Here is a 19,640-nt window from a genome sequence, read left to right on the forward strand (position 1 = left end):
CCGTGCCCCGTTTCAGTCTGATCGTGCCCTGTCACCGGGTGCAGGGCTTCCTGCGCGAATGCCTCGACTCGGTGCTGGAGCAGTCCTTCCGGGACTTCGAGGTGATCGCCGTCGACGACCGGAGCCCGGACGGCAGCGGCGCGATCCTCGACGAGTACGCGGCCCGGGACCCGCGGGTCCGCGTCCTGCATCTGCCCGAGAACGTCGGCCTCGGCCGCGCCCGCAACGCCGGACTCCCGCACGCCACCGGCGACTTCCTGCTCTTCCTGGACAGCGACGACACCCTCACCCCGGGCGCGCTGCGCGCGGTCGCCGACCGGCTGGCGGAGACCGGCGACCCGGACGTCCTGGTCTTCGACTACGCGCGCACCTACTGGTGGGGCGGCACGCGGCGCAACGCCCTGGCGGAGGTGCTGAGCGCGACCGACGCCGTCTTCACCGCGGCCGAACACCCGGAAATCCTCGACCTGCTGATGGTGGTGTGGAACAAGGCCTACCGGCGGGACTTCGTCACGGAGAACGGCTTCCGGTTCCCGCCGGGCTACTACGAGGACACCCCGTGGACCTTCCCGGTCATGCTGGGCGCGGGCCGGATCGCCACCCTGGACCGGATCTGCCTGAACTACCGCCAGCGCCGCCGGGGCAACATCCTCTCCACCACCAGCCGCAAGCACTTCGACATCCACGACCAGTACCGCAGGGTCTTCGAGTACGTCGACTCCCGCCCCGAACTGGCCGGCTGGCGGCCGTACCTGCACCGGAAGATGGGCGAGCACTGCCTGGACATCCTCGCCAAGCCGGACCGGCTGCCGCCCGCCGCCAAGGGCGAGTTCTTCCGGCGCACGGCCGAGCTGTACCGCGCCTGGCGGCCGCAGGGCGCCCCGCTCGGGGTGCTCGGCGGTTCGTACGCGTCCTACCGGCTGCGGCAGCAGGCCGGGCGGCTGGGCCGGGAGGGCGGCCGGCAGGCGCTGCGGGTGCGGCGGGCGGCGGCCGCCCGGGCCCGGCGGGCGCTGCCCTCGCCGGGCGTCCACCGGGCGCTCGACGAGCACCTGGTGCTGTACTCGGCGGCCTCGCACCAGGGCCTGCGGGGCGACCCGGCGGCCGTCTACCGCAAGGCCCGGGAGATCGCGCCGGAGCTGCGCGGCGTCTGGGTGGTCAAGGACGCCGAGGTGGCGGCAGGGCTGCCCGGCGACGTGGAGCGCGTGCTGCTGGACTCACCGGAGTACCGACGGCTCGCCGCCCGTGCGAAGTTCCTCGTGAACGACGTCAACTGGCCCGGTGCGCTGGTCAAACGGCCCGGCAGCGTGCACGTCCACACCCATCGGGGCACCCCGCTGAAGCACCTGGGCGCCGATCTGCTGGACCGGCCCGGCGCCCGGCTCGGCCTGGACGTGCCGCAGATGCTGCGCCGGGCCGACCGCTGGGACCACAGCCTGGTCGCCAACCGACACTCCGAGCTGGTGTGGGAGCGGGCCTACCCCTGCCACTTCGAATCCGCCCGCACCGGCAGCCCGCGCAACGACGTCCTGGTCGCGGGCGGCACGACGGACTTCCGCGACCGGTACGGCATTCCCGCCGGTCACACGGTCGTCCTCTACGCGCCGACCCGCCGGGACTACGTCCGGGGCGGCCATGCCGAGCGGATCGACCTGGCGCGGTTCGCCGCCGACCTCGGCGCGGACCACACCCTGGTGGTCCGGCTGCATCCGGCGCTGGCGACCGGTCCGGCGCGCGGGATGGGCCTGGCCGAGCTGCACCGGCGCGGGATCGTGGTCGACGCGACCGGCGAACCGCACGTGGAGCGGGTGCTGCTGGCGGCGGACGTGCTGGTCACCGACTACTCCTCCGTCATGTTCGACTACGCCAACCTGGACCGGCCGATCGTCGTGCACGCCGACGACTGGGCCGCGTACACCGCGAGCCGGGGCACCTATTTCGACATCACCGCCGAGGCGCCGGGCCATGTGTCGTACTCCTACGAGGAGTTGGCGGGGCTCTTCGCCTCGGGCGGCTGGCGGGACGAGGAGTCGGCGCGGCTGCGGGCGGTCTTCCGGTCGCGTTTCTGCGAGTTCGACGACGGCCGGGCCGCCGAACGGGTCGTCAGGACGCTGCTGCTCGGCGAGCCGATGCCGGTCGCCGCCGTGCGGGTGCCGGAACCGGCCGCGGGCCGCGATCTGCTGGCGTCGACGTGAGGCCGCGCACCTGGGTGCTGGTGCTGGCCGCCGTCTTCGCGGTGCTGCAACTCGCCAACGTCACCGGCCGGGACACACCCGACTCCAAGAACTACGTGTCCTACGCGCTGGCCCTCGGCGGCGCCCAGCAGCGGGAGGCGGCGGTGCGCACGATCGCGTGGGTGTGCGCCGGGCAGGCGTCGGAGGCGGCGCGCGCGCAGAGCGTGGACGTCGTGCGCTTCCACGCGCCGAGCCCGGCGGAACGGGTCTCCGCGCGGTGCCGGCGGGACGAACTGCGGCGCGTGGAGCGCCGGTCGGCGGCCGGGCCGGCGGACGGGCACGTCGTGCCGTTCGTCGGTGCGCGGCTGCGGGCCATCTTCGAGGTGCGGCCCGGCTATCCGGTGTTCCTGCTGCCGTTCGTGACCGTGTTCGGGGTGACCTGGGGGGTGTGGCTGGCGAGTGTGCTGGTCACGGTCGCGGGTGGGGTGCTGGTCTTCCTGGTGCTGCGGACGCTGTCGGTGCCGGTGCCGCTCGCGCTGACCGGGCAGGCCCTGTACTACCTCCTGCCGGTGGGGGCGACGGCGATGCGGCCGATGACCGAGGGCCTGATGCTGGCGCTGACCCTGACGGCGGTGTGGGGCTGCGCGCTGGCCCTCACGGGGCGGGCGGGGACGGCGCGGGCCGGCACGGTGATGGTGGCGGGTGCGCTGGTGGCCCTGTTCGCCGTGAAGCACGCGCAGGCGCTCTTCCTCGGCGGGTGCCTGGCCGTGGCCGGAGCGGCGGTGGCCCTCGCGCGGCGGCGGCGCGGGCGGCCGGCCGGGTCCGGGGTGGTGGCGATCGCCGCGGTGGGCGGTGCGGCGGTGGCCGGCACCCTGCTGCTGGCCCGGCTGCTGCGCTATCCGTCCGAGGCGGAGAGCATGCAGGATCTGCTGACGGACCACTACGCCCACCCGGACCGGGTCCGGCCCTGGCCGGAGTTCCTCCATCTGGAGTGGGACTTCTGGGTGGAGTGGCTGCGCAGGCAACTGCTGTCCCCGGTGTTCCCGGCGGCGCTGGCGGCCGGGGCGTGGGGAGCGAGGCGGCGGCCGGCGTTCGGGGCGTTCCTGCTGGCGGCGGCGGGCACCGGGATCCTCACCCAGGCGGGGCATCCGGACATCACGATCGGCGGTGACCGGCTGATCGTGCTGGCCTGGCTGCTGCCGGTGGTGGGGGTCCCGCTGCTCCTGGACGGGCTGCTGTCCCGGGTGGCTCCGGTTCCGGCCCAGGGGTCACTCGACGAGGTGAGCGGTGCGGGTCTGCCGGAAGCTCACTCGATGAGGTGACGGGCGGCCGCGCGGCCGGGACGGCGGCGCGGCGGGCGGGAACACTCGGCAAATGGTCCGCCCTGTCCGTTCTCCCCGGTGAGCACCGGCGCCCTGGTCCGGCGCGCGGCGCGCGGCTCCACCGCCCTGTGCGGCGGCCGGGTCGGCAGACTCACCCCGTACCAGGTCTTCGGCCTGCTGTTCTGGCTGGTGATGACCCTGGCGTACTGGCGGGTGCCGCCGTGCTGCGAGGCCGGACTGCACGCGGCGGCGGTGGAGGGGCTGCGGTCGGGCCTGACGGACGCCGCGGTCTCTCCGTACGTCCTCGCGCAGGGCGTGCTGGCGCGGCTGACCGGGCTCAGCGGCTGGCAGCTGCTGCGGGTGAGCGGCCCGCTGAACCTGCTGGTGCTGCTGACCGGACTCGGCCGCCTGGTACGGGTCCTGACCCCGCGTCCGTGGGCGCCGGTGCTGGCGCTGGTCCTCGTGTCCGTGCTGTGCGGCACGCGGCCGGGCCGGGGCGGCGGTTCGCCGGCCCTGCTGCCGCTGGCCGGCGGTCTCGGCTACCCGTCCGCGTTCGCCCTCGGCCTCACCCTGTGGTGCTGGGCCCTGACCGGGGCGCGGGCCCGCGATCTGCGCCGGGTGCGCTATGTCGGCCCGAGCGGTCTGCGCAGTCTCTCCGGATACGCGGCGCTCGGCGTGCTGTACGGGGTGGTGGCGCTGGTCGACCCGCTGCTCGGCGCGGCGGCAGCGGCCGGCGCGGTGGCGTTCGCGGCGGGGTGGCAGCGCGGCTGGGACGGTGCCGTGCGGGGGCGGTGGGCGCTGCTGGGCGCGGTGGCGGCCGGGGTGTTCGCGGTCGGGACGCACGCGCGGGTGCTGCCGCAGACGTACCCGGTGGACGGGGTGTACGGCGGGGTGGCCGGACAGTGCTGGCTGGCGGTGCTGCTCGGGCTGCCCGCGCTGTGGCTCCGGGCCCGGGACGCGGCCTGGCGTGATCCGCTCGTCCTGCTGTTCGTGCTGGTGGCGCTGCCGGCCGGGTACGGCGTCCGCCACGGCACCGGCGAGCTGCTGGGCGCGGCGCTCCTGGCCCCGCAGTGCGCGCTCGCCGTGGAGCTGGCGGCCCGGCGGCCCTGGCCGGTCCGGCGGCGGGTGCTCGGCTGGGCCACGGCCGGCGGGGTCTGCCTGGGGTTCCTGACCGCGCAGGCCGGTGCGGTCGTGCCGCGCTCGCTGGACCCGGTCGGCTTCGTCCAGCCGCCGCGCTGGCCGTCGTACGACTGGGCGGCCCGGCACATCGGCGCCGGTGAACCGGTGGTCACGGACGCCCCCTACGCCGTGCGGCTGCTGCCCGGGTACGGCATCCGGCTGACCGACGCGCACGACCACCGCTCCCGGGTGCGCTGGCTGCTGCTCACGCGGCGGGAGCGGCTGCCCGGGGATGCGGTGGTCGTGGACTGGAGCCGACGTACCGGCGAGGTGCTCGCGCGGCTCACCGGGGCACGGGACGTGCCGGCGGCCGGCGGGCCCGCTACTCGACGATGAGCTCGACCGGGATGTTGCCCCGGGTGGCCTTGGAGTAGGGGCAGAACGCGTGGGCCTGGTGGACGAGCTTCTCGCCCGTCTCGTTGGAGAGCTCCTCGGGCAGTTCGACGCGCAGGGTGACCTTGAGCGCGAAGCCGCCGTCGGCCTCGTCCTTGCCGATGCCGACCTCGGCGGTGACGGAGATCTCGCCGGTGTCGACCTTGGCCTCGCGGCCGACGGCGCCGAGGGCGCTGGCGAAGCAGGCGGCGTAACCGGCGGCGAAGAGCTGCTCGGGGTTGGTGCCCTGGCCGTTGCCGCCGAGCGCCGGCGGGAACGCCAGCGCGAGGTCCAGCTGCCCGTCCGAGCTGACCGCCCGTCCTTCCCGGCCGGTGGCGGTGGCGGCTGCGGTGTAGAGCGCGTCCATGGAAGACCATCCCTCTCGAAGTCTGCGTGGTCCGGCGGCTCCGTTCCTGCCGCCCTCACGACCACAAGTAGAGCACACAATTCAATTGCGCACAACTGAATGACTCGCAAGAGGTACCATCGGGTCATGACCGCTGCGACCCCGGCCCCCGCCCCCGAGGCGGAGTGGCTGCACCTGGACCGACAGATCTGCTTCTCCCTGCACGCCGCGTCCCGCGCCTTCAACAGCGTCTACCGCGTGCTCCTGAAGGACCTCCGGCTCACCTACCCGCAGTACCTGGTGATGCTGGTGCTGTGGGAGCACGGCGACCTGCCGGTCAAGAGGCTCGGCGAACACCTGCGCCTGGACTCCGGCACCCTGTCCCCCCTGCTCAAGCGCCTGGAGACGGCGGGCCTGGTGCGCCGGGAGCGCAGCGCCCGCGACGAGCGCTCGGTGGAGGTGCGGCTGACGGAACAGGGCACCGCGCTGCGGGAGCAGGCCTTCGAGGTACCGCGCCGGATCATGTCCGCGACCGGCTTCGACCTGGACGGGATCCGGGACCTGAAGGACCGTCTGGACCAGCTCACCGGAGCCCTGGACGCGGCCGCCGCCGAGGAGGGGACGCGCTGAGACGCCCGCGGCCGGCCCGGGACCGGGCCGGCCGGCGGCGTCTCCTCACCGGCCGGCCGGCGTCCGGTCCTGCGTGCCCCGGATCGGCCGTACGTACAGCCGCAGCGCCATCCGGTCGATCACCATCTCCTCCCGCAGCACGAACTCCTGGTTCAGCAGGGCGAGTTTCGCGCGCTCCGTGGCGAGCCGCGGCCGGTACCCGCTGACCAGCGCGTACTTCTCCATGACCGCCCACACCTCGTCCGCCCCGGCCAGCCGCCGCCGCAGCGTCCCCGCGCCGACCTCACCGCCGTACAGCGTCCCGGACGGCGCCGCGGGCCGGGCGAGCGCCACGTCCCGCGTGCCGCGGAACGCGTCGGGATAGGCCAGTTCCGTGCCCCGCGCGTGGGACGGCAGGTACAGCACGGGGTCACCGGGCCGCAGCACGCGCGCCGCCGCCTCCGCGACCGCGCCGAGGTCGTCGGGCCGGGTGCCCGGCACGCGGTCGTGCCGCAGCAGCGGCACCTGGTGGGTGAAGGCGAGGGCGACCGCCAGCACGCCGGCCACGGTGAGCGCGGGCGACCTGACCGCGGTCGGCGCGCCGTGCGGCAGGAGCCGGCCGAGCAGGCCGGCGGCCCGGTCCGCGCCGAGCGCCACCAGCAGCGGCGCCCCGGCGAGCGCGTACAGCACGTACCGGTCGACGTAGAGCGGGGTGAGCTGGGACGCCAGCATCAGCGCCACCGGCGGCAGCACCGCGAGCGGCAGCGCGACGGCCGCCAGGGTCAGTTCGCCGCGCCGGCCCACCAGCCGGGTCAGCCCCAGCAGGCCGAGCGCGAGGCACGCCCAGTACACGCCGTCGCTCGGCCCGAGGAAGTCGCGCAGCAGGTCCTGCGCGGTCTCCAGGTCCGGCTCCCACAGCCACGCCAGCTGCGCCGACTGCGCGTGCGAGACGACGGCCATCGGAGCCAGCGCCACCGTCACCGCCCCGGCCGCGCACCCCCAGCCCCGCCACACCCGTCCCGAGGACCGGGCCAGCGCCAGGGTCGCCGCGTGCGCGAGCAGCAGCAGGATCGCGAACTCGTGCAGCCAGCAGGTGACCGCGAGGACGACGCCGTACCACCACCAGGCCCGCCGTCCGGCCGAGCCCTCCGCGTCCGCCGCCCGGACGAACAGCAGGGTCGCGCCGGTCGCGCCCGCGGCGACCAGGGCGTAGGAGCGGCCCTCCTGCGCGTAGTGCCCGACCAGCGGGGTGACCGCGAACATCAGCCCGGCCCACAGGCCGACGCGCGGCCGGGCCAGGCGGATGCCGAGGGCGGCCACCAGACCGGCGGTGACGGCCGCCGCGCACACCGAGGGCAGCCGCAGGTCCACCTCGCCCGGCCGGCCGGGCGCGACGGCGAGGACGACGTGCATCAGCAGGTAGTACAGGCCGTGCACCGCGTCCACGCCGTGCAGCAGCCGCCAGATCTGCGGCACGGTGCGCCGGGCGACCTGGTAGGTGACGGCCTCGTCGCGCCACATCCCGCCGCGGCGCAGGCCCCAGAGGCCGACCGCGAGCATCACCGCGGCCGGGGCGGCCACGGCGGCGGCGCGGCGCGCGCGGCCCGGGGGTCCGGCGGGCAGCCCCTCCGACGGCTTCGGCCGGCTCGACGGAGCCGGCCGGCCGGTTGCTGTCGTTCGCGTCGTCCGCGGATGCGCTTTTACGAGAGGCCCGATACTCACCACGGCCCGATCTTTTGCGATTAGCCAACCTTTGCCGGGTATTGACGGCGTATCGGCATGGATACACCATCCGCGCGGCTTACGCTCGCCGTTGATGAATCACCGCTCGTTCTTCCCGCTCCCCCGCGTCCCGTTCGCCCCGTCTGTTCGACTCTCGCGTCTGTGGCACACCGCGCGCACCGCACAACCCCCGCGCACCTCACGCCTCGCGCGCCCCCTGTGCCTCGCCGGTGCCTGGCTCGCCACGCGCGCGCTGATGCTGTGGCTCCTCGCGCACAACGACGAGCGACTCCTCGGACACGGCGCGGTCGCACGCGAGGTGTGGCGGCTGTACTTCCACTGGTACGGCGTGCTGTCGCAGGGCGCGTTCCCGGCGCACGACACGCTGTGGCAGTACCCGCCGGGCGCCGGTGCCGTGCTGCTGGCGCCGGGGCTGCTGCCGGGACTGAGCTACTTCCAGGCGTTCGTGGCGCTCACCCTGGCGGCGGACGCGCTGATCACGGCCGCGCTCATCCGCGCGGGCACCCGCCCCGGGCGCACCCTGCTGGGCGCGGCCCTGTGGACCGGTGCCCTCCCGCTCCTGCTGCACCTCCCGCTCGCCCGCTACGACGTGGCGGTGACCGCCTTCGCGGTGCTCTCCCTGCTGGTGCTGGGCCGTGCCACGCGCGCGTGCGGCGCGCTCGCGGCACTGGGCGCGCTGGTGAAGGTGTGGCCCGCGCTGGTCCTGCTGGGCGTAGGACGCGGACGTACCACCCGCAGCGCGTGGACCTGGGCGGCAGCGACCGGCGCCGCGGCCCTGTCCGTCTTCCTGCTCGCCTTCCGCAACCCGCTCGCGTTCCTGCGCCAGCAGGGCGGCCGGGGCGTGCAGGTCGAGTCCCTCGGCGGCACCGCGCTCAGCCTGGCCCGGCACGCGGGCTGGCGGGGCACGACCCGCTACCGGTACGGCGCGATGGAGCTGGTCGGCCCGCACGTGCACGCGGTCGCGACCGCCTCGCTCGCGTTCACCGCAGCGGCCTTCGCGCTGCTGCTGCTGTGGCGGGTGCGGGCCCGCCGGTGGACCGAGGCCACCCCGTACGACGCGGCGCTGAGCGCGGTGCTCCTGTTCACCGTCACCAGCCGCGTGATCAGCCCCCAGTACCTGATCTGGCTGCTCGGCCTGACCGCCGTGTGCCTGACCTCCCGGCACACCACCCAGCGCCCGGTCGCCGCGCTGATCGTGACCGCGACCGCGCTCAGCTCGGTCGCCTACCCCGCGTTCTACGCCGAGGTCGTGCACGGCACCTGGACCGGCTGTCTGCTGATGCTCGCCCGCAACGGCCTGCTGGCCGCCGCCGCCGTCCTCTCCCTCGCCCGCCTGTGGCGCGCCACGCGCCGTCCGCGGGCCGCCGTCCCCACCTCGCCCGGCCCGGCGCCGCGGCCCGGCCGTCCGCTGGCGGCGGCCGCACCTGGTTCACTGAGGGGTGACCGCGGCTGACGACGCCGCGGGCGGACTGACGGAGGGGACGGGCACGCATGACCTGGCTCATCACCGGCGGCGCCGGTTACATCGGGGCGCACGTCGTACGCGCGATGGCCGAGGCGGGCGAGCGGACGGTGGTGTACGACGACCTGTCCGCCGGCATCGCCGCGCGGGTGCCCGAGGACGTCCCGCTGGTGACGGGCTCCACGCTGGACGGGGAGAAGCTGGCGCGCGTGCTGGCCGAGCACGAGGTGACCGGGGTCGTCCACCTGGCGGCGAGGAAGCAGGTGGGCGAGTCGGTGGAGCGGCCCCTGCACTACTACCGGGAGAACGTGGAGGGCCTGCGGGTCCTGCTGCAGGCGGTGACGGAGGCACGGGTCGGCTCCTTCGTGTTCTCCTCCTCCGCCGCGGTCTACGGCATGCCGGACGTACCGCTGGTGACGGAGGAGACGCCGTGCGCGCCGATGTCGCCGTACGGCGAGACGAAGCTCGCGGGTGAATGGCTGGTGCGGGCGACGGGCCGGGCCACCGGCCTCTCCACGGCGTCGCTGCGCTACTTCAACGTGGCCGGCGCCGCCCGCCCCGAACTCGCCGACACGGGTGTCTTCAACCTCGTGCCGATGGTCTTCGAGAAGCTCACGCAGGACGCCGCGCCGCACGTGTTCGGCGACGACTACCCGACGCCCGACGGCACCTGCGTGCGCGACTACATCCACGTGGTGGACCTGGCCGAGGCCCATGTGGCGGCGGCCCGCGCCCTCCAGGCCGGACCGGGCCGCGCGCTGACCCTGAACATCGGGAGCGGCGAGGGCGTCTCGGTCCGCGAGATGATCGACCGCATCAACGCGGTCACCGGCTACGACCGCCCTCCCACCGTCACCGCGCGCCGCCCCGGCGACCCGGCCCGCGTGGTCGCCTCCGCCGAGCGCGCCGCCGCGGAGCTGGGCTGGAAGGCCAGGCACGACGTCCAGGACATGATCACCTCGGCCTGGCAGGGCTGGCTGCGCCTGCATCCGGAGGCGGCCCGGTCCTGATCCGCCGCACCGCCGCCCTCAGGGCGCCTGCCTGCGGGCCCGCTTGTACTCCTCGGACACGGCCCAGGCGTCCGCCACCGGGCCCATGTGGGCGAGCTTGTCGGGGTTGAGGACCAGGCGGATCGCCTGGATCCTGCCCTCGGCCACGTCCAGGGAGAGGGTCTGCAGGATCCCGCCGTCGCGGTCGCGGAAGACAGCGCCCGGCCGGCCGTTGACCTCGCGTTGCTCGCAGGTCACCTCGATCCGGAACATCACCGGCAGGACGGCGGCGAGCAGGCGCGCCACGTGCGGGGCGCCCAGGATCGTGCGGGCCAGCTGCGGGGCCTTGCCGCCGGCGTCGCCCACCAGGGTCACGTCCGCCGCGAGCAGGTCCCGCAGACCGGCCAGGTCGCCTTCGTGCAGGGCCTCGAAGAAGCGTGCCGCCAGTTCCTCGCGTTCGGCGCGGTCCGCCTCGAAGCGGGGACGGCCCTCGGCCATGTGGCGGCGGGCCCGAGCGGCGAGCTGACGGCACGCGGTCTCCGAGCGGCCCACCGCCGCGGCGACCTCGGGGAACCCGAAGTCGAACACCTCGCGCAGGACGAAGACGGCCCGCTCCAGCGGACTGAGCCGCTCCAGGAGCAGCAGCGCCGCCATCGAGACCGAGTCGGCCAGCTCCGCCGACCGCGCCGGATCCTCGTAGGGGTCGGCGAGCAGCGGCTCGGGGAACCACGGACCGACGTACTGCTCGCGCCGGACCCGGGCCGAGCGCAGCACGTCGATCGAGATCCGGGTGACCACGGCCGACAGGAACGCCTTCGGCGACCTGACCTCCGTCGGTGAGCCCTCGAACCGCAGCCAGCTCTCCTGGACCGCGTCCTCCGCCTCGCCGACGCTGCCCAGGATCCGGTACGCGATCGAGAACAGCAGCGGCCGCAACTCCTGGAACTCCTCGGCCCTGTTCGTGTCCATGGCGCCTGCTCCCCCTCGGTGTCCGTGAACCGGCCGGTCAGAAGGACGCGGGACCGAACCGGCCCACCGCGACGACGAGCGCGAGCACGAGGTAGACCAGGTTCAGCGCCACGAACGCGGTCTCGCCGCGCCGGCCGTGGGTGATCATCGCACCGGTCATCAGCAGAACCCAGGCCGCGGCGGTGACCGGTACCAGCACCGGTGCCACGCCGACGGCCGCGGGCAGCAGCAGACCCGCCGCCGCCAGCAGCTCCAGCACACCGAGCGTCTTGACGAAGCCGGTGCCCGCGTCCGCGGTCCAGCCCCCTCCGTGCGCCGCCGCCAGCTTCTCCCGGGGCACGAACGTCTTGCTGATCCCACCGGTCAGAGCCACCGCGGCGAGCAGTGCCGCGGCGATCCACAGGGCGAGGTTCATCGTCCACTCCTTGATCGAGGATGCCTGCGCCCCTGTGACGAGACGGCTTGGCCGCCTGTGACATCCCCGGCCGAGCGGTTCACAGCGCCTTGAGCGCCTCCGTGGTGCCACGGGCCAGTGCCGCCAGATACCCCTTCGGCAGCTTCGGGGTGCGGATCACCACCGAACGCCAGTACAGCGGGCCGGAGATCAGGTCCATGGCCAGGTCGTCGTCGAGGTTCGCGGCGAGTTCACCGCGCCGCTGGGCCGCCTCGATGATCTTGCTGGCGACGCCGTCCTGGCCCTCGCGCAGCGTCTTCTGCATGGCCTCGGCGATCTCCGGGTTGCGGGCCGCCTCGGCCTGGAGGTCCGGGATGATCTGCGAGGCGACCGGGTGGCGCAGCGCGCGGGAGGTGACCTCGTACAGGAGGCGCAGGTCGCCCTCCAGGGAGCCGGTGTCGGGGACCGGCAGGCCCAGCACCGCGAGAGCGGAGACGACGTCGAGGACGAGATGCAGCTTGGAGCGCCAGCGGCGGTAGACGGCGGTCTTGCCGACGCCGGCGCGGCGCGCGATGCCCTCGATGGACATCCGGGCGTACCCGACCGCCGCGAGTTCCTCGAAGACGGCGGCCCGGATGGCCTCGGTCACGTCCTCGCGGAGGACGGCCGCCCCGGCGGGGGCTCGTCGGCGCGGACGCGTCTGGGGCTCCTCGGCGTTCGTCGTCATACCACCCAGCATAGGGGCGTAACGACGAAACGGTTGCGTCCCGACGAGGCCCGCCACCCGATCGCCCCGACACCGCCGTTGTGAACGCCTCCCAGCTCACCGCCGTACCGAGAGCGGACCCGAGTACTGCGACGCAACGAACCGGTCGCGCCCGGACCTCGGGAGTGTCACGGCACACACCGGCCCGTGACGACGAAACGGTTGCGTTCCGACGCCAACTCCGCCTACGCTCCCGTTGCGACGATACGGTCCCGTCCCGACGTAAGAAAACGTGAAGAGAAGCGTAAGCGAACGCCGGGTGACGGGACCGGTGCCAGCCGGACGCCGCACCCCCACCCCCCGAGTGAAAGCAGCGGATGTGACCCAGGTTCTCCACACACCGCCCCCGACCCCGGTCACGGCCGAGGACGACCTCGCGGCACTGGCCGCCCGGCACGGACTCTCGGTCAGCGGCGCCCGCCCCACCCTGCCGCAGTACATCGGTCAGCTGTGGGCGCGACGGCACTTCATCACCGCGTTCGCCACCGCCAAGCTCACCGCCCAGTACGCGCAGGCGAAGCTCGGCCAGGTCTGGCAGATCATGACCCCGCTGCTGAACGCGGCGGTCTACTACTTCATCTTCGGCATCCTGCTCGGCACCAAGAAGGGCGTGGCGGACTACATCCCGTTCCTGGTCACGGGCGTGTTCATCTGGACGTTCACGTCCAGCTCGATCATGACCGGCACCCGGGCGATCGCCGGCAACCTCGGCCTCGTCCGCGCGCTGCACTTCCCGCGGGCCGCGCTGCCGATCTCCTTCTGCCTCCAGCAGCTCCAGCAGCTGCTGTTCTCGATGTGCGCGCTGATCGTCATCCTGCTCTGCTTCGGCGTGCCGGTCGCCGCCTCCTGGCTGCTGGCCGTCCCGGCGCTGTTCCTGCAGTTCACGTTCAACACCGGCATGTCGCTGATCATGGCCCGGATGGGCGCCAAGACCCCCGACATCGCCCAGCTGATGCCGTTCGTGCTGCGCACCTGGATGTACGTGTCCGGCGTCATGTGGAGCATCGACAAGCTGACCGGCGGCCACAAGGGTCTGCCGAGCTGGGTGGCCCCGGTGCTCAAGGCCAACCCGTCCGCCGTCTACATCGACCTGATGCGCTTCTCGCTGATCGACAGCTTCCACGCGAGCCAGCTTCCCGCACACGTGTGGGTCATCGCGACCGGCTGGGCCCTCGTGGTCGGCGTCGGCGGCTTCATCTACTTCTGGAAGGCTGAGGAGACGTACGGCCGTGGCTGAGTACATCAACGACACTCCGATCCCCACCGTCGTCGCCGACCACGTCGACATCGTCTACCGGGTCAACGGCACCGGCGCCGGCCGCGGCTCCGCCACCGCCGCCCTCAACCGCATGCTGCGCCGCAAGCAGGTCGAGAAGGCGGCCGGCGTCCGCAAGGTGCACGCCGTCAAGGACGTCTCCTTCGTCGCCTACAAGGGCGAGGCGATCGGCCTCATCGGCAGCAACGGATCCGGCAAGTCCACCCTGCTCAAGGCCGTGGCCGGTCTGCTCCCGGTGGAGAACGGCGCCATCTACACCGACGGCCAGCCCTCCCTCCTCGGCGTCAACGCGGCCCTCATGGGCGACCTGACCGGCGAGAAGAACGTCTACCTCGGCGGCCTCGCCATGGGCATGTCCCGCGAGGAGATCAAGGAGCGCTACCAGGAGATCGTCGACTTCTCCGGCATCAACGAGAAGGGCGACTTCATCACCCTCCCGATGCGCACCTACTCCTCCGGCATGGGCGCCCGGCTGCGGTTCTCCATCGCCGCCGCCAAGGACCACGACGTCCTGCTCATCGACGAGGCCCTGGCCACCGGTGACGCGTCCTTCCGCAAGCGCTCCGAGGAGCGCATCCGGGAACTGCGCCAGCACGCCGGAACGGTGTTCCTGGTCAGCCACAACAACAAGTCCATCCGCGACACCTGCGAGCGGGCGCTGTGGCTGGAGCGCGGTGTGCTGCGCATGGACGGACCGACCGAGGAGGTCCTCGCCGAGTACGAGGCCTTCACCGGCGACAAGTCCGACAAGGCGAAGGCCAAGCCGAAGCCCAAGGCCGCGCCGCCGAAGCAGGCCGAGTCCCCGGACGCCCCCAAGGTCACCCAGCCCTCCTGAGGCCCGCCCCTCCCGGGGTCCGGCCTTCCGGGGCCTCGCCTCCCAGGGAGCCGACCAGCGCAAAGGCGCCCCGAGCCGTCACCGGCCCGGGGCGCCTTTCATGTCGTACGACCGTCACGCCGTACGGCCGCGTCTACGCGTGCGTGCGCAGCAGCGTCCGCATCGTCCGCATGGCCACCGACAGGTTGGCCAGGTCGAAGGAGTCCGAGCCGCGGATCTCCTCCAGCGTGGTCCGGGCCCGGCCCAGGATGGCGGCGTTCTTCTCCTCCCAGTCCTGGTAGCGCTGCTCGGGCGTGGCACTGCCGTCGCCCGCGGCGAGCACGTCGGCGGTGAGCATCGCGTGTGCCGCGTACAGGTCCTCGCGGATGGAGGCACGGGCCATCGACTGCCAGCGGTCGTCCCGCGGAAGCTCGATGATCCGGTCCATCAGCTGGGAGACCCCGAGGCGGTCGGCGAGGTCGTAGTAGACCTCGGCGACGTCCAGCGGCTCCTTGCCCATCCGGTCGGCCACCGAGACGATGTCCAGCGCCGGGAAGGCCGAGGAGAACCCGGCCACCCGCGTCGCCAGCTCGTCCGGGACGCCGGCCTCGGACAGCTCGTCGTACACGTGCTGGTACCACTCCAGGTCCGCGCCGCGCAGCAGCTTGGGCAGCTGCTGCCAGACCTGCTCGACCCGCTCGGAGAAGAAGTCGACGTTCTCCAGCAGTTGCAGCGGCTGCGGCCGGTTGTTGAGCAGCCAGCGGGTGCCGCGCTCCACCAGACGGCGCGAGTGCAGCCGGATCCGGGTCTGGACGGCCGCGTCGACCTTGTTGTCCAGCTCCTCGACCGCGTCCCAGACCGGCGCGGAACGGAAGATCGCACGCGCCGCGGTCTGCGCCCGGACGATCTCCTCCAGGGAGGCCCCGGTCTCCTCGCGCAGCCGGTGCAGGTAGGTCGTGCCACCGGTGTTGACCGTGTCGTTGACCAGGACCGTGGTCGTGATCTCGCGGCGCAGCGGGTGGGTGGCGAGCGCGGCGGCGAACCGGTCGCGCAGGGCGCTGGGGAAGTAGGCGTGCAGCAGACCGCTCAGGTACGGGTCGTCCGGGAGCGTGGTCGCCAGCAGCTCGTCGGCGACCGTGATCTTCGTGTACGCCAGCAGGACGGCCGTCTCCGGGCTGGTCAGGCCCTGGCCGGAGCCCAGCCGCTCGCGGATCTGGCGGTCGGTGGGCAGGAACTCAAGGGCCCGGTCGAGGTGCCCCTCCCTGACCAGGTGGCGCAGGAACCGCTGCTGGGCGTGGAGCATGTCCTTGGACTGGGCCAGCGCGTTGGCGATCGCCGTGTTCTGCGCGTAGTTGTTGCGCAGCACCAGCGCGCCGACCTCGTCGGTCATCTCGGCGAGCAGCTTGTTGCGCTGCTTGACCGTCATGTCGCCGTCCGCGACCACGCCGTTGAGCAGGATCTTGATGTTCACCTCGTGGTCGGAGGTGTCCACGCCGGCGCTGTTGTCGATGGCATCGGTGTTGATCTTGCCGCCCTGGCGGGCGAACTCGATCCGGCCGAGCTGGGTCAGGCCCAGGTTGCCGCCCTCGCCGACAACCTTGACGCGCAGGTCGGCGCCGTCGACGCGGATGGCGTCGTTGGCCTTGTCGCCGACGTCCGCGTTGGACTCGGTCGACGCCTTGACGTAGGTGCCGATGCCGCCGTTCCACAGCAGGTCGACCGGCGCCTCAAGGATCGCCTTCATCAGCTCGGCCGGGGTCAGCTTGCCGACCTTCTCCTCGATGCCGAGGGCCTCGCGGATGTGGCCGTTGACCTGGATCGCCTTGGCGCTGCGCGGGAAGATCCCGCCGCCCGCCGAGAGCAGTCCGGTGTCGTAGTCGGCCCAGCTGGAGCGGGGCAGGTCGAACAGGCGGCGGCGCTCCGCGTAGGAGGTGGCCGCGTCCGGGGTGGGGTCGATGAAGATGTGCCGGTGGTCGAAGGCGGCGACCAGGCGGATGTGCTCGCTGAGCAGCATGCCGTTGCCGAACACGTCACCGGACATGTCGCCGATGCCGACGACGGTGAAGTCCTCGGACTGCGTGTCGAGGTCCAGTTCCCGGAAGTGCCGCTTCACGGACTCCCAGGCACCGCGCGCGGTGATGCCCATGCCCTTGTGGTCGTAGCCCGCGGAACCGCCGGACGCGAAGGCGTCACCGAGCCAGAAGTCGTAGCTGCCGGCGACCTCGTTGGCGATGTCGGAGAACGTCGCCGTGCCCTTGTCGGCCGCGACCACCAGGTAGGTGTCGTCCTCGTCGTGACGGACCACGTCCTGCGGGGGCACGACCTCGCCGGCGACCATGTTGTCGGTGATGTCGAGCAGCGCCGAGATGAAGGTCTTGTAGCTGGCGATGCCCTCGGCCAGCCACGCGTCGCGGTCCTTCGCCGGGTCCGGCAGCTGCTTGGCGACGAACCCGCCCTTCGCGCCGACCGGCACGATGACGGTGTTCTTGACCATCTGCGCCTTGACCAGGCCGAGGATCTCGGTCCGGAAATCCTCACGCCGGTCGGACCAGCGCAGACCGCCGCGGGCGACCTTGCCGAAACGCAGGTGCACACCCTCGACCCGCGGCGAGTACACCCAGATCTCGAACGCCGGACGCGGCGCCGGGAGGTCCGGGATGGCCTGCGGGTCGAACTTCATGGAGACGTACGAGTGCGGGGTGCCGTCCGCCGTCTCCTGGAAGAAGTTGGTGCGCAGCGTCGCCTTGATGACGGTCAGGAAGGAGCGCAGGATGCGGTCCTCGTCGAGGCTCGCCACCTGGTCGAGCGCCGCGTCCAGCTCCTCCTGGAGGGCGTCGGTGATCTCCAGGCCGGCCTTCTGCCGGTCCGGGGACATCCGGGCCTCGAACAGGGAGACGAGCAGCCGCGTGGTGTGGACGTTGTGGCGGAGCGTGGTCTCCATGTAGTCCTGGCTGAACGTGGAACCGGCCTGCCGCAGGTACTTCGCGTACGCCCGCAGCACCATCGCCTGCCGCCAGTTCAGCCCGGCGCTCAGCACCAGCGCGTTGAACCCGTCGTTCTCCGCGAGGCCGGTCCAGGTCGCCGCGAACGCGTCCTGGAACCGCTCACGGCCGTCCTCGCCCAGGTAGTCGCCGTTGCCGCCGCCGGACACCTTCGGCATGCGCAGCCCGAAGTCGTAGATCCACGCGGTCGTCCGGTCCGAGCAGCGCAGCTCGTAGGGCCGCTCGTCGATCACCTCGACGCCGAGCCGGTTCAGGACCGGCAGCACCGCCGACAGCGAGATCGCGGCGCCCTTGCGGTAGATCTTGAAGCGGCGCTCGCCGGGAGCGGCGCCCACCGGCTCGTAGAGGCTGAGCGAGAAGTCGTTGCCCGGCTCCTCGGTGAGCCGCTCCAGGTGCACCAGGTCGGCGACCGCGGCGCGCGGGGTGTGGTCGGCCTTGTAGCCCTCGGGGAACGAGTTGGTGTAGCGGCGCTGCAGTTCGGCCGCGCGCTCCTCGCCGCACTCGGCGTTGAGCGCCTCGGCGAAGCTGTCGGCCCAGGAGCGGGCCGCCTCGACCAGGCGGGCCTCGATGCGCTCCTTGTCGGCGTCCGACAGCTCGGACAGCTCGGTGCCCTGCGGGACCCGGACGACGAAGTGCAGCCGGGAGAGGATCGATTCGGTGTTCCAGGCGGTGAAGTCGACGCTGGTGCCGCCGAGCTCCTCCTTCAAGATGTCGATGATCCGCAGCCGGACGCCGGTGGTGTAGCGGTCCCGGGGCAGGTAGACGAGGGCCGAGTAGTAGCGGCCGTACTCGTCCTGGCGCAGGTAGAGGCGGAGCCGGCGGCGTTCCTGGAGGTAGAGGACGCTGGTGACGATCGATTCCAGCTCGGGGACCGGGGTCTGGAACAGCTCGTCGCGCGGGTAGGTCTCCATGATCTGGAGCAGGTCGCGGCCGTCGTGGCTGTGCGGCGAGAAGCCGGCCCGGGCGAGGACCTCGTCGACCTTGCGGCGGATGACCGGCACCCGGCGCACCGACTCGGTGTACGCGGCGGACGAGAACAGTCCGAGGAAGCGGCGCTCGCCGACCACGTTTCCGTCCGCGTCGAACTTCTTGACGCCGATGTAGTCCAGGTACGACGGCCGGTGCACGGTCGAGCGGCTGTTCGCCTTGGTCAGGACGAGGAGCTTGTGCTCACGGGCCTTGGCGCGCGCGTCGGCCGGCAGCCGCTCGAAGGACGGGCTGACCGGGTGGCCCTCCTCGCCGCCGTGCGGCGGGTCGGAGCGCAGGATGCCGAGGCCGGTGCCGGGCACGGCGCCCAGCGAGTCGTCGTCGCGCAGCTGGTACTCGCGGAAGCCGAGGAAGGTGAAGTGGTCGTCGGCGAGCCAGCGCAGCAGCTCGCGGGCTTCCTCGGTCTCGTGCGCGGGCAGGTCGGTGGGCAGCGCCTCGGCCTCGATGCCGTCGGCGATCCGCAGGGCCGCCTCCCGCATCTTCTCCCAGTCCTCGACGGCCTCGCGGGCGTCGGACAGGACCCGCAGCAGGTCGGCGGTGATCTGCTTGAGGTCGGCGCGGTCGGTCTCGCGGTCGATCTCGACGTGGATCCAGGACTCGATGTGCCCGTCGTGCGGCAGCTCCTCGCCGGCGCCCGGGGCCGGGAGCATCTCGATCAGCTTGCCGGTGAGGTCGCGGCGGACCGCGAACTGCGGGTGGATCACGACGTGGATGCCGCGCCCCTGCCGGGTCAGCTCGTTGGTGACCGAGTCGACGAGGAAGGGCATGTCGTCGGTGACGACCTCCACCACGGAGTGGCTGCAGGTCCACCCGTTCTCCTCGACGGACGGGGTGTGGACCCGGACGCTCGCGGTGCCCTGCGGGCGGGTCTCGGCAAGACGGAAGTGCGAGAGGGCCGCGCCGAAGACGTCGACCGGGTCGCGGTCGGCCAGGTCCTCCGGTGCGGTGTGCAGGTAGTAGCGCTGCAGGAACGCGAGCACGGACTCCTGGTCCGCGGTCCCCGCCGTCCCCGTCGGTAGGTGCCCCCCTGCCGGGCTGTTCTCAGCTACCCGGGCGGCCCGATCGAGCAGCTCGGCCTTGGCTTCGTCCAGCTTGGTCTGCATTGTCCTCTGGCTCCTGTCGCGCGCCATTGCGTGACGTAGAAGGAAGTACGGGCTCTTCCCCCTGCGGCTCGACGCCACGGCCGGGGTCTCCGGTCTGCTCCGACGCTATGCCGCAGGGTGAGACGAGCGGGGGGTA

Annotated in this window: 14 protein-coding genes; 8 read left to right on the forward strand and 6 right to left on the reverse strand. The window is 72.9% G+C overall.

Annotated elements, in window-relative coordinates; all coding sequences use genetic code 11:
- The first annotated feature begins 2 nt into the window (after positions 1-2).
- From ACIRQ9_RS10995 to ACIRQ9_RS11005, 3 genes are all read left to right on the forward strand, one after another.
- Positions 3-2,192 carry a CDP-glycerol glycerophosphotransferase family protein gene (locus ACIRQ9_RS10995; RefSeq protein ID WP_404169798.1) on the forward strand — a complete coding sequence of 730 codons (2,190 nt, stop codon included), beginning with the start codon at positions 3-5 and terminating at the stop codon, positions 2,190-2,192.
- Positions 2,189-3,493: a hypothetical protein gene (locus tag ACIRQ9_RS11000; protein WP_404169800.1), complete on the forward strand. Its 1,305-nt coding sequence runs from the start codon at positions 2,189-2,191 to the stop codon at positions 3,491-3,493. The genes ACIRQ9_RS10995 and ACIRQ9_RS11000 overlap by 4 nt, the downstream gene beginning before the upstream one ends.
- Positions 3,494-3,571: 78 nt before the next feature.
- On the forward strand, positions 3,572-5,008 hold the full coding sequence (locus tag ACIRQ9_RS11005; protein WP_404169803.1) for a hypothetical protein: 1,437 nt from the start codon (positions 3,572-3,574) through the stop codon (positions 5,006-5,008).
- Here the strand turns inward: ACIRQ9_RS11005 and ACIRQ9_RS11010 are convergent.
- Positions 4,995-5,411 carry an organic hydroperoxide resistance protein gene (locus tag ACIRQ9_RS11010; protein ID WP_404169806.1) on the reverse strand — a complete coding sequence of 139 codons (417 nt, stop codon included), beginning with the start codon at positions 5,409-5,411 and terminating at the stop codon, positions 4,995-4,997. The two genes, ACIRQ9_RS11005 and ACIRQ9_RS11010, sit on opposite strands and share 14 nt — an antisense overlap.
- A 126-nt stretch (positions 5,412-5,537) precedes the next feature.
- On the opposite strand from ACIRQ9_RS11010, the gene ACIRQ9_RS11015 reads away from it, so the two are divergent.
- Positions 5,538-6,020, forward strand: a complete 483-nt coding sequence (locus ACIRQ9_RS11015; RefSeq protein ID WP_404169809.1) for a MarR family winged helix-turn-helix transcriptional regulator — start codon at positions 5,538-5,540, stop codon at positions 6,018-6,020.
- A 45-nt stretch (positions 6,021-6,065) separates the two neighbouring features.
- Here ACIRQ9_RS11015 and ACIRQ9_RS11020 read toward each other — a convergent pair whose 3' ends face one another.
- Positions 6,066-7,580 (reverse strand): glycosyltransferase family 39 protein, encoded by a 1,515-nt coding sequence (locus ACIRQ9_RS11020; protein WP_404169811.1) that lies wholly within the window; start codon positions 7,578-7,580, stop codon positions 6,066-6,068.
- Between the two features lie 397 nt (positions 7,581-7,977).
- Between ACIRQ9_RS11020 and ACIRQ9_RS11025 the strand changes: the two genes are divergently transcribed.
- The gene (locus tag ACIRQ9_RS11025; RefSeq protein ID WP_404169918.1) at positions 7,978-9,195 is read left to right on the forward strand and encodes a glycosyltransferase 87 family protein; all 1,218 of its coding nucleotides are present in this window, start codon (positions 7,978-7,980) and stop codon (positions 9,193-9,195) included.
- 38 nt (positions 9,196-9,233) lie between these two features.
- Positions 9,234-10,214, forward strand: coding sequence for a UDP-glucose 4-epimerase GalE (gene galE / locus ACIRQ9_RS11030; RefSeq protein ID WP_404169814.1), 981 nt, complete (start codon positions 9,234-9,236; stop codon positions 10,212-10,214).
- An 18-nt stretch (positions 10,215-10,232) separates the two neighbouring features.
- Here galE and ACIRQ9_RS11035 read toward each other — a convergent pair whose 3' ends face one another.
- The 3 genes from ACIRQ9_RS11035 to ACIRQ9_RS11045 form a co-directional block, all read right to left on the reverse strand.
- Entirely contained in the window at positions 10,233-11,162 is a 930-nt protein-coding gene (locus tag ACIRQ9_RS11035) for an RNA polymerase sigma-70 factor (RefSeq protein WP_404169817.1), read from the reverse strand.
- Between the two features lie 37 nt (positions 11,163-11,199).
- Entirely contained in the window at positions 11,200-11,577 is a 378-nt protein-coding gene (locus ACIRQ9_RS11040) for a DoxX family protein (protein ID WP_404169820.1), read from the reverse strand.
- Between the two features lie 79 nt (positions 11,578-11,656).
- The gene (locus ACIRQ9_RS11045) at positions 11,657-12,283 is read right to left on the reverse strand and encodes a TetR/AcrR family transcriptional regulator (protein ID WP_351322876.1); all 627 of its coding nucleotides are present in this window, start codon (positions 12,281-12,283) and stop codon (positions 11,657-11,659) included.
- A 358-nt stretch (positions 12,284-12,641) separates the two neighbouring features.
- On the opposite strand from ACIRQ9_RS11045, the gene ACIRQ9_RS11050 reads away from it, so the two are divergent.
- Both ACIRQ9_RS11050 and ACIRQ9_RS11055 read left to right on the forward strand, forming a co-directional pair.
- Positions 12,642-13,559 (forward strand): ABC transporter permease, encoded by a 918-nt coding sequence (locus ACIRQ9_RS11050; RefSeq protein ID WP_404169824.1) that lies wholly within the window; start codon positions 12,642-12,644, stop codon positions 13,557-13,559.
- Positions 13,552-14,433, forward strand: a complete 882-nt coding sequence (locus ACIRQ9_RS11055; RefSeq protein ID WP_404169827.1) for an ABC transporter ATP-binding protein — start codon at positions 13,552-13,554, stop codon at positions 14,431-14,433. Before ACIRQ9_RS11050 ends, ACIRQ9_RS11055 begins: the two co-directional genes overlap by 8 nt.
- 133 nt (positions 14,434-14,566) lie before the next feature.
- On the opposite strand, the gene ACIRQ9_RS11060 is transcribed toward ACIRQ9_RS11055, so the two are convergent.
- Positions 14,567-19,504, reverse strand: coding sequence for an NAD-glutamate dehydrogenase (locus ACIRQ9_RS11060; protein ID WP_404169830.1), 4,938 nt, complete (start codon positions 19,502-19,504; stop codon positions 14,567-14,569).
- Positions 19,505-19,640: the final 136 nt, after the last annotated feature.

It is taken from the genome of Streptomyces sp. NPDC101237, assembly GCF_044767465.1.
GTDB classification, from domain to species: Bacteria; Actinomycetota; Actinomycetes; order Streptomycetales; family Streptomycetaceae; genus Streptomyces; species Streptomyces gramineus.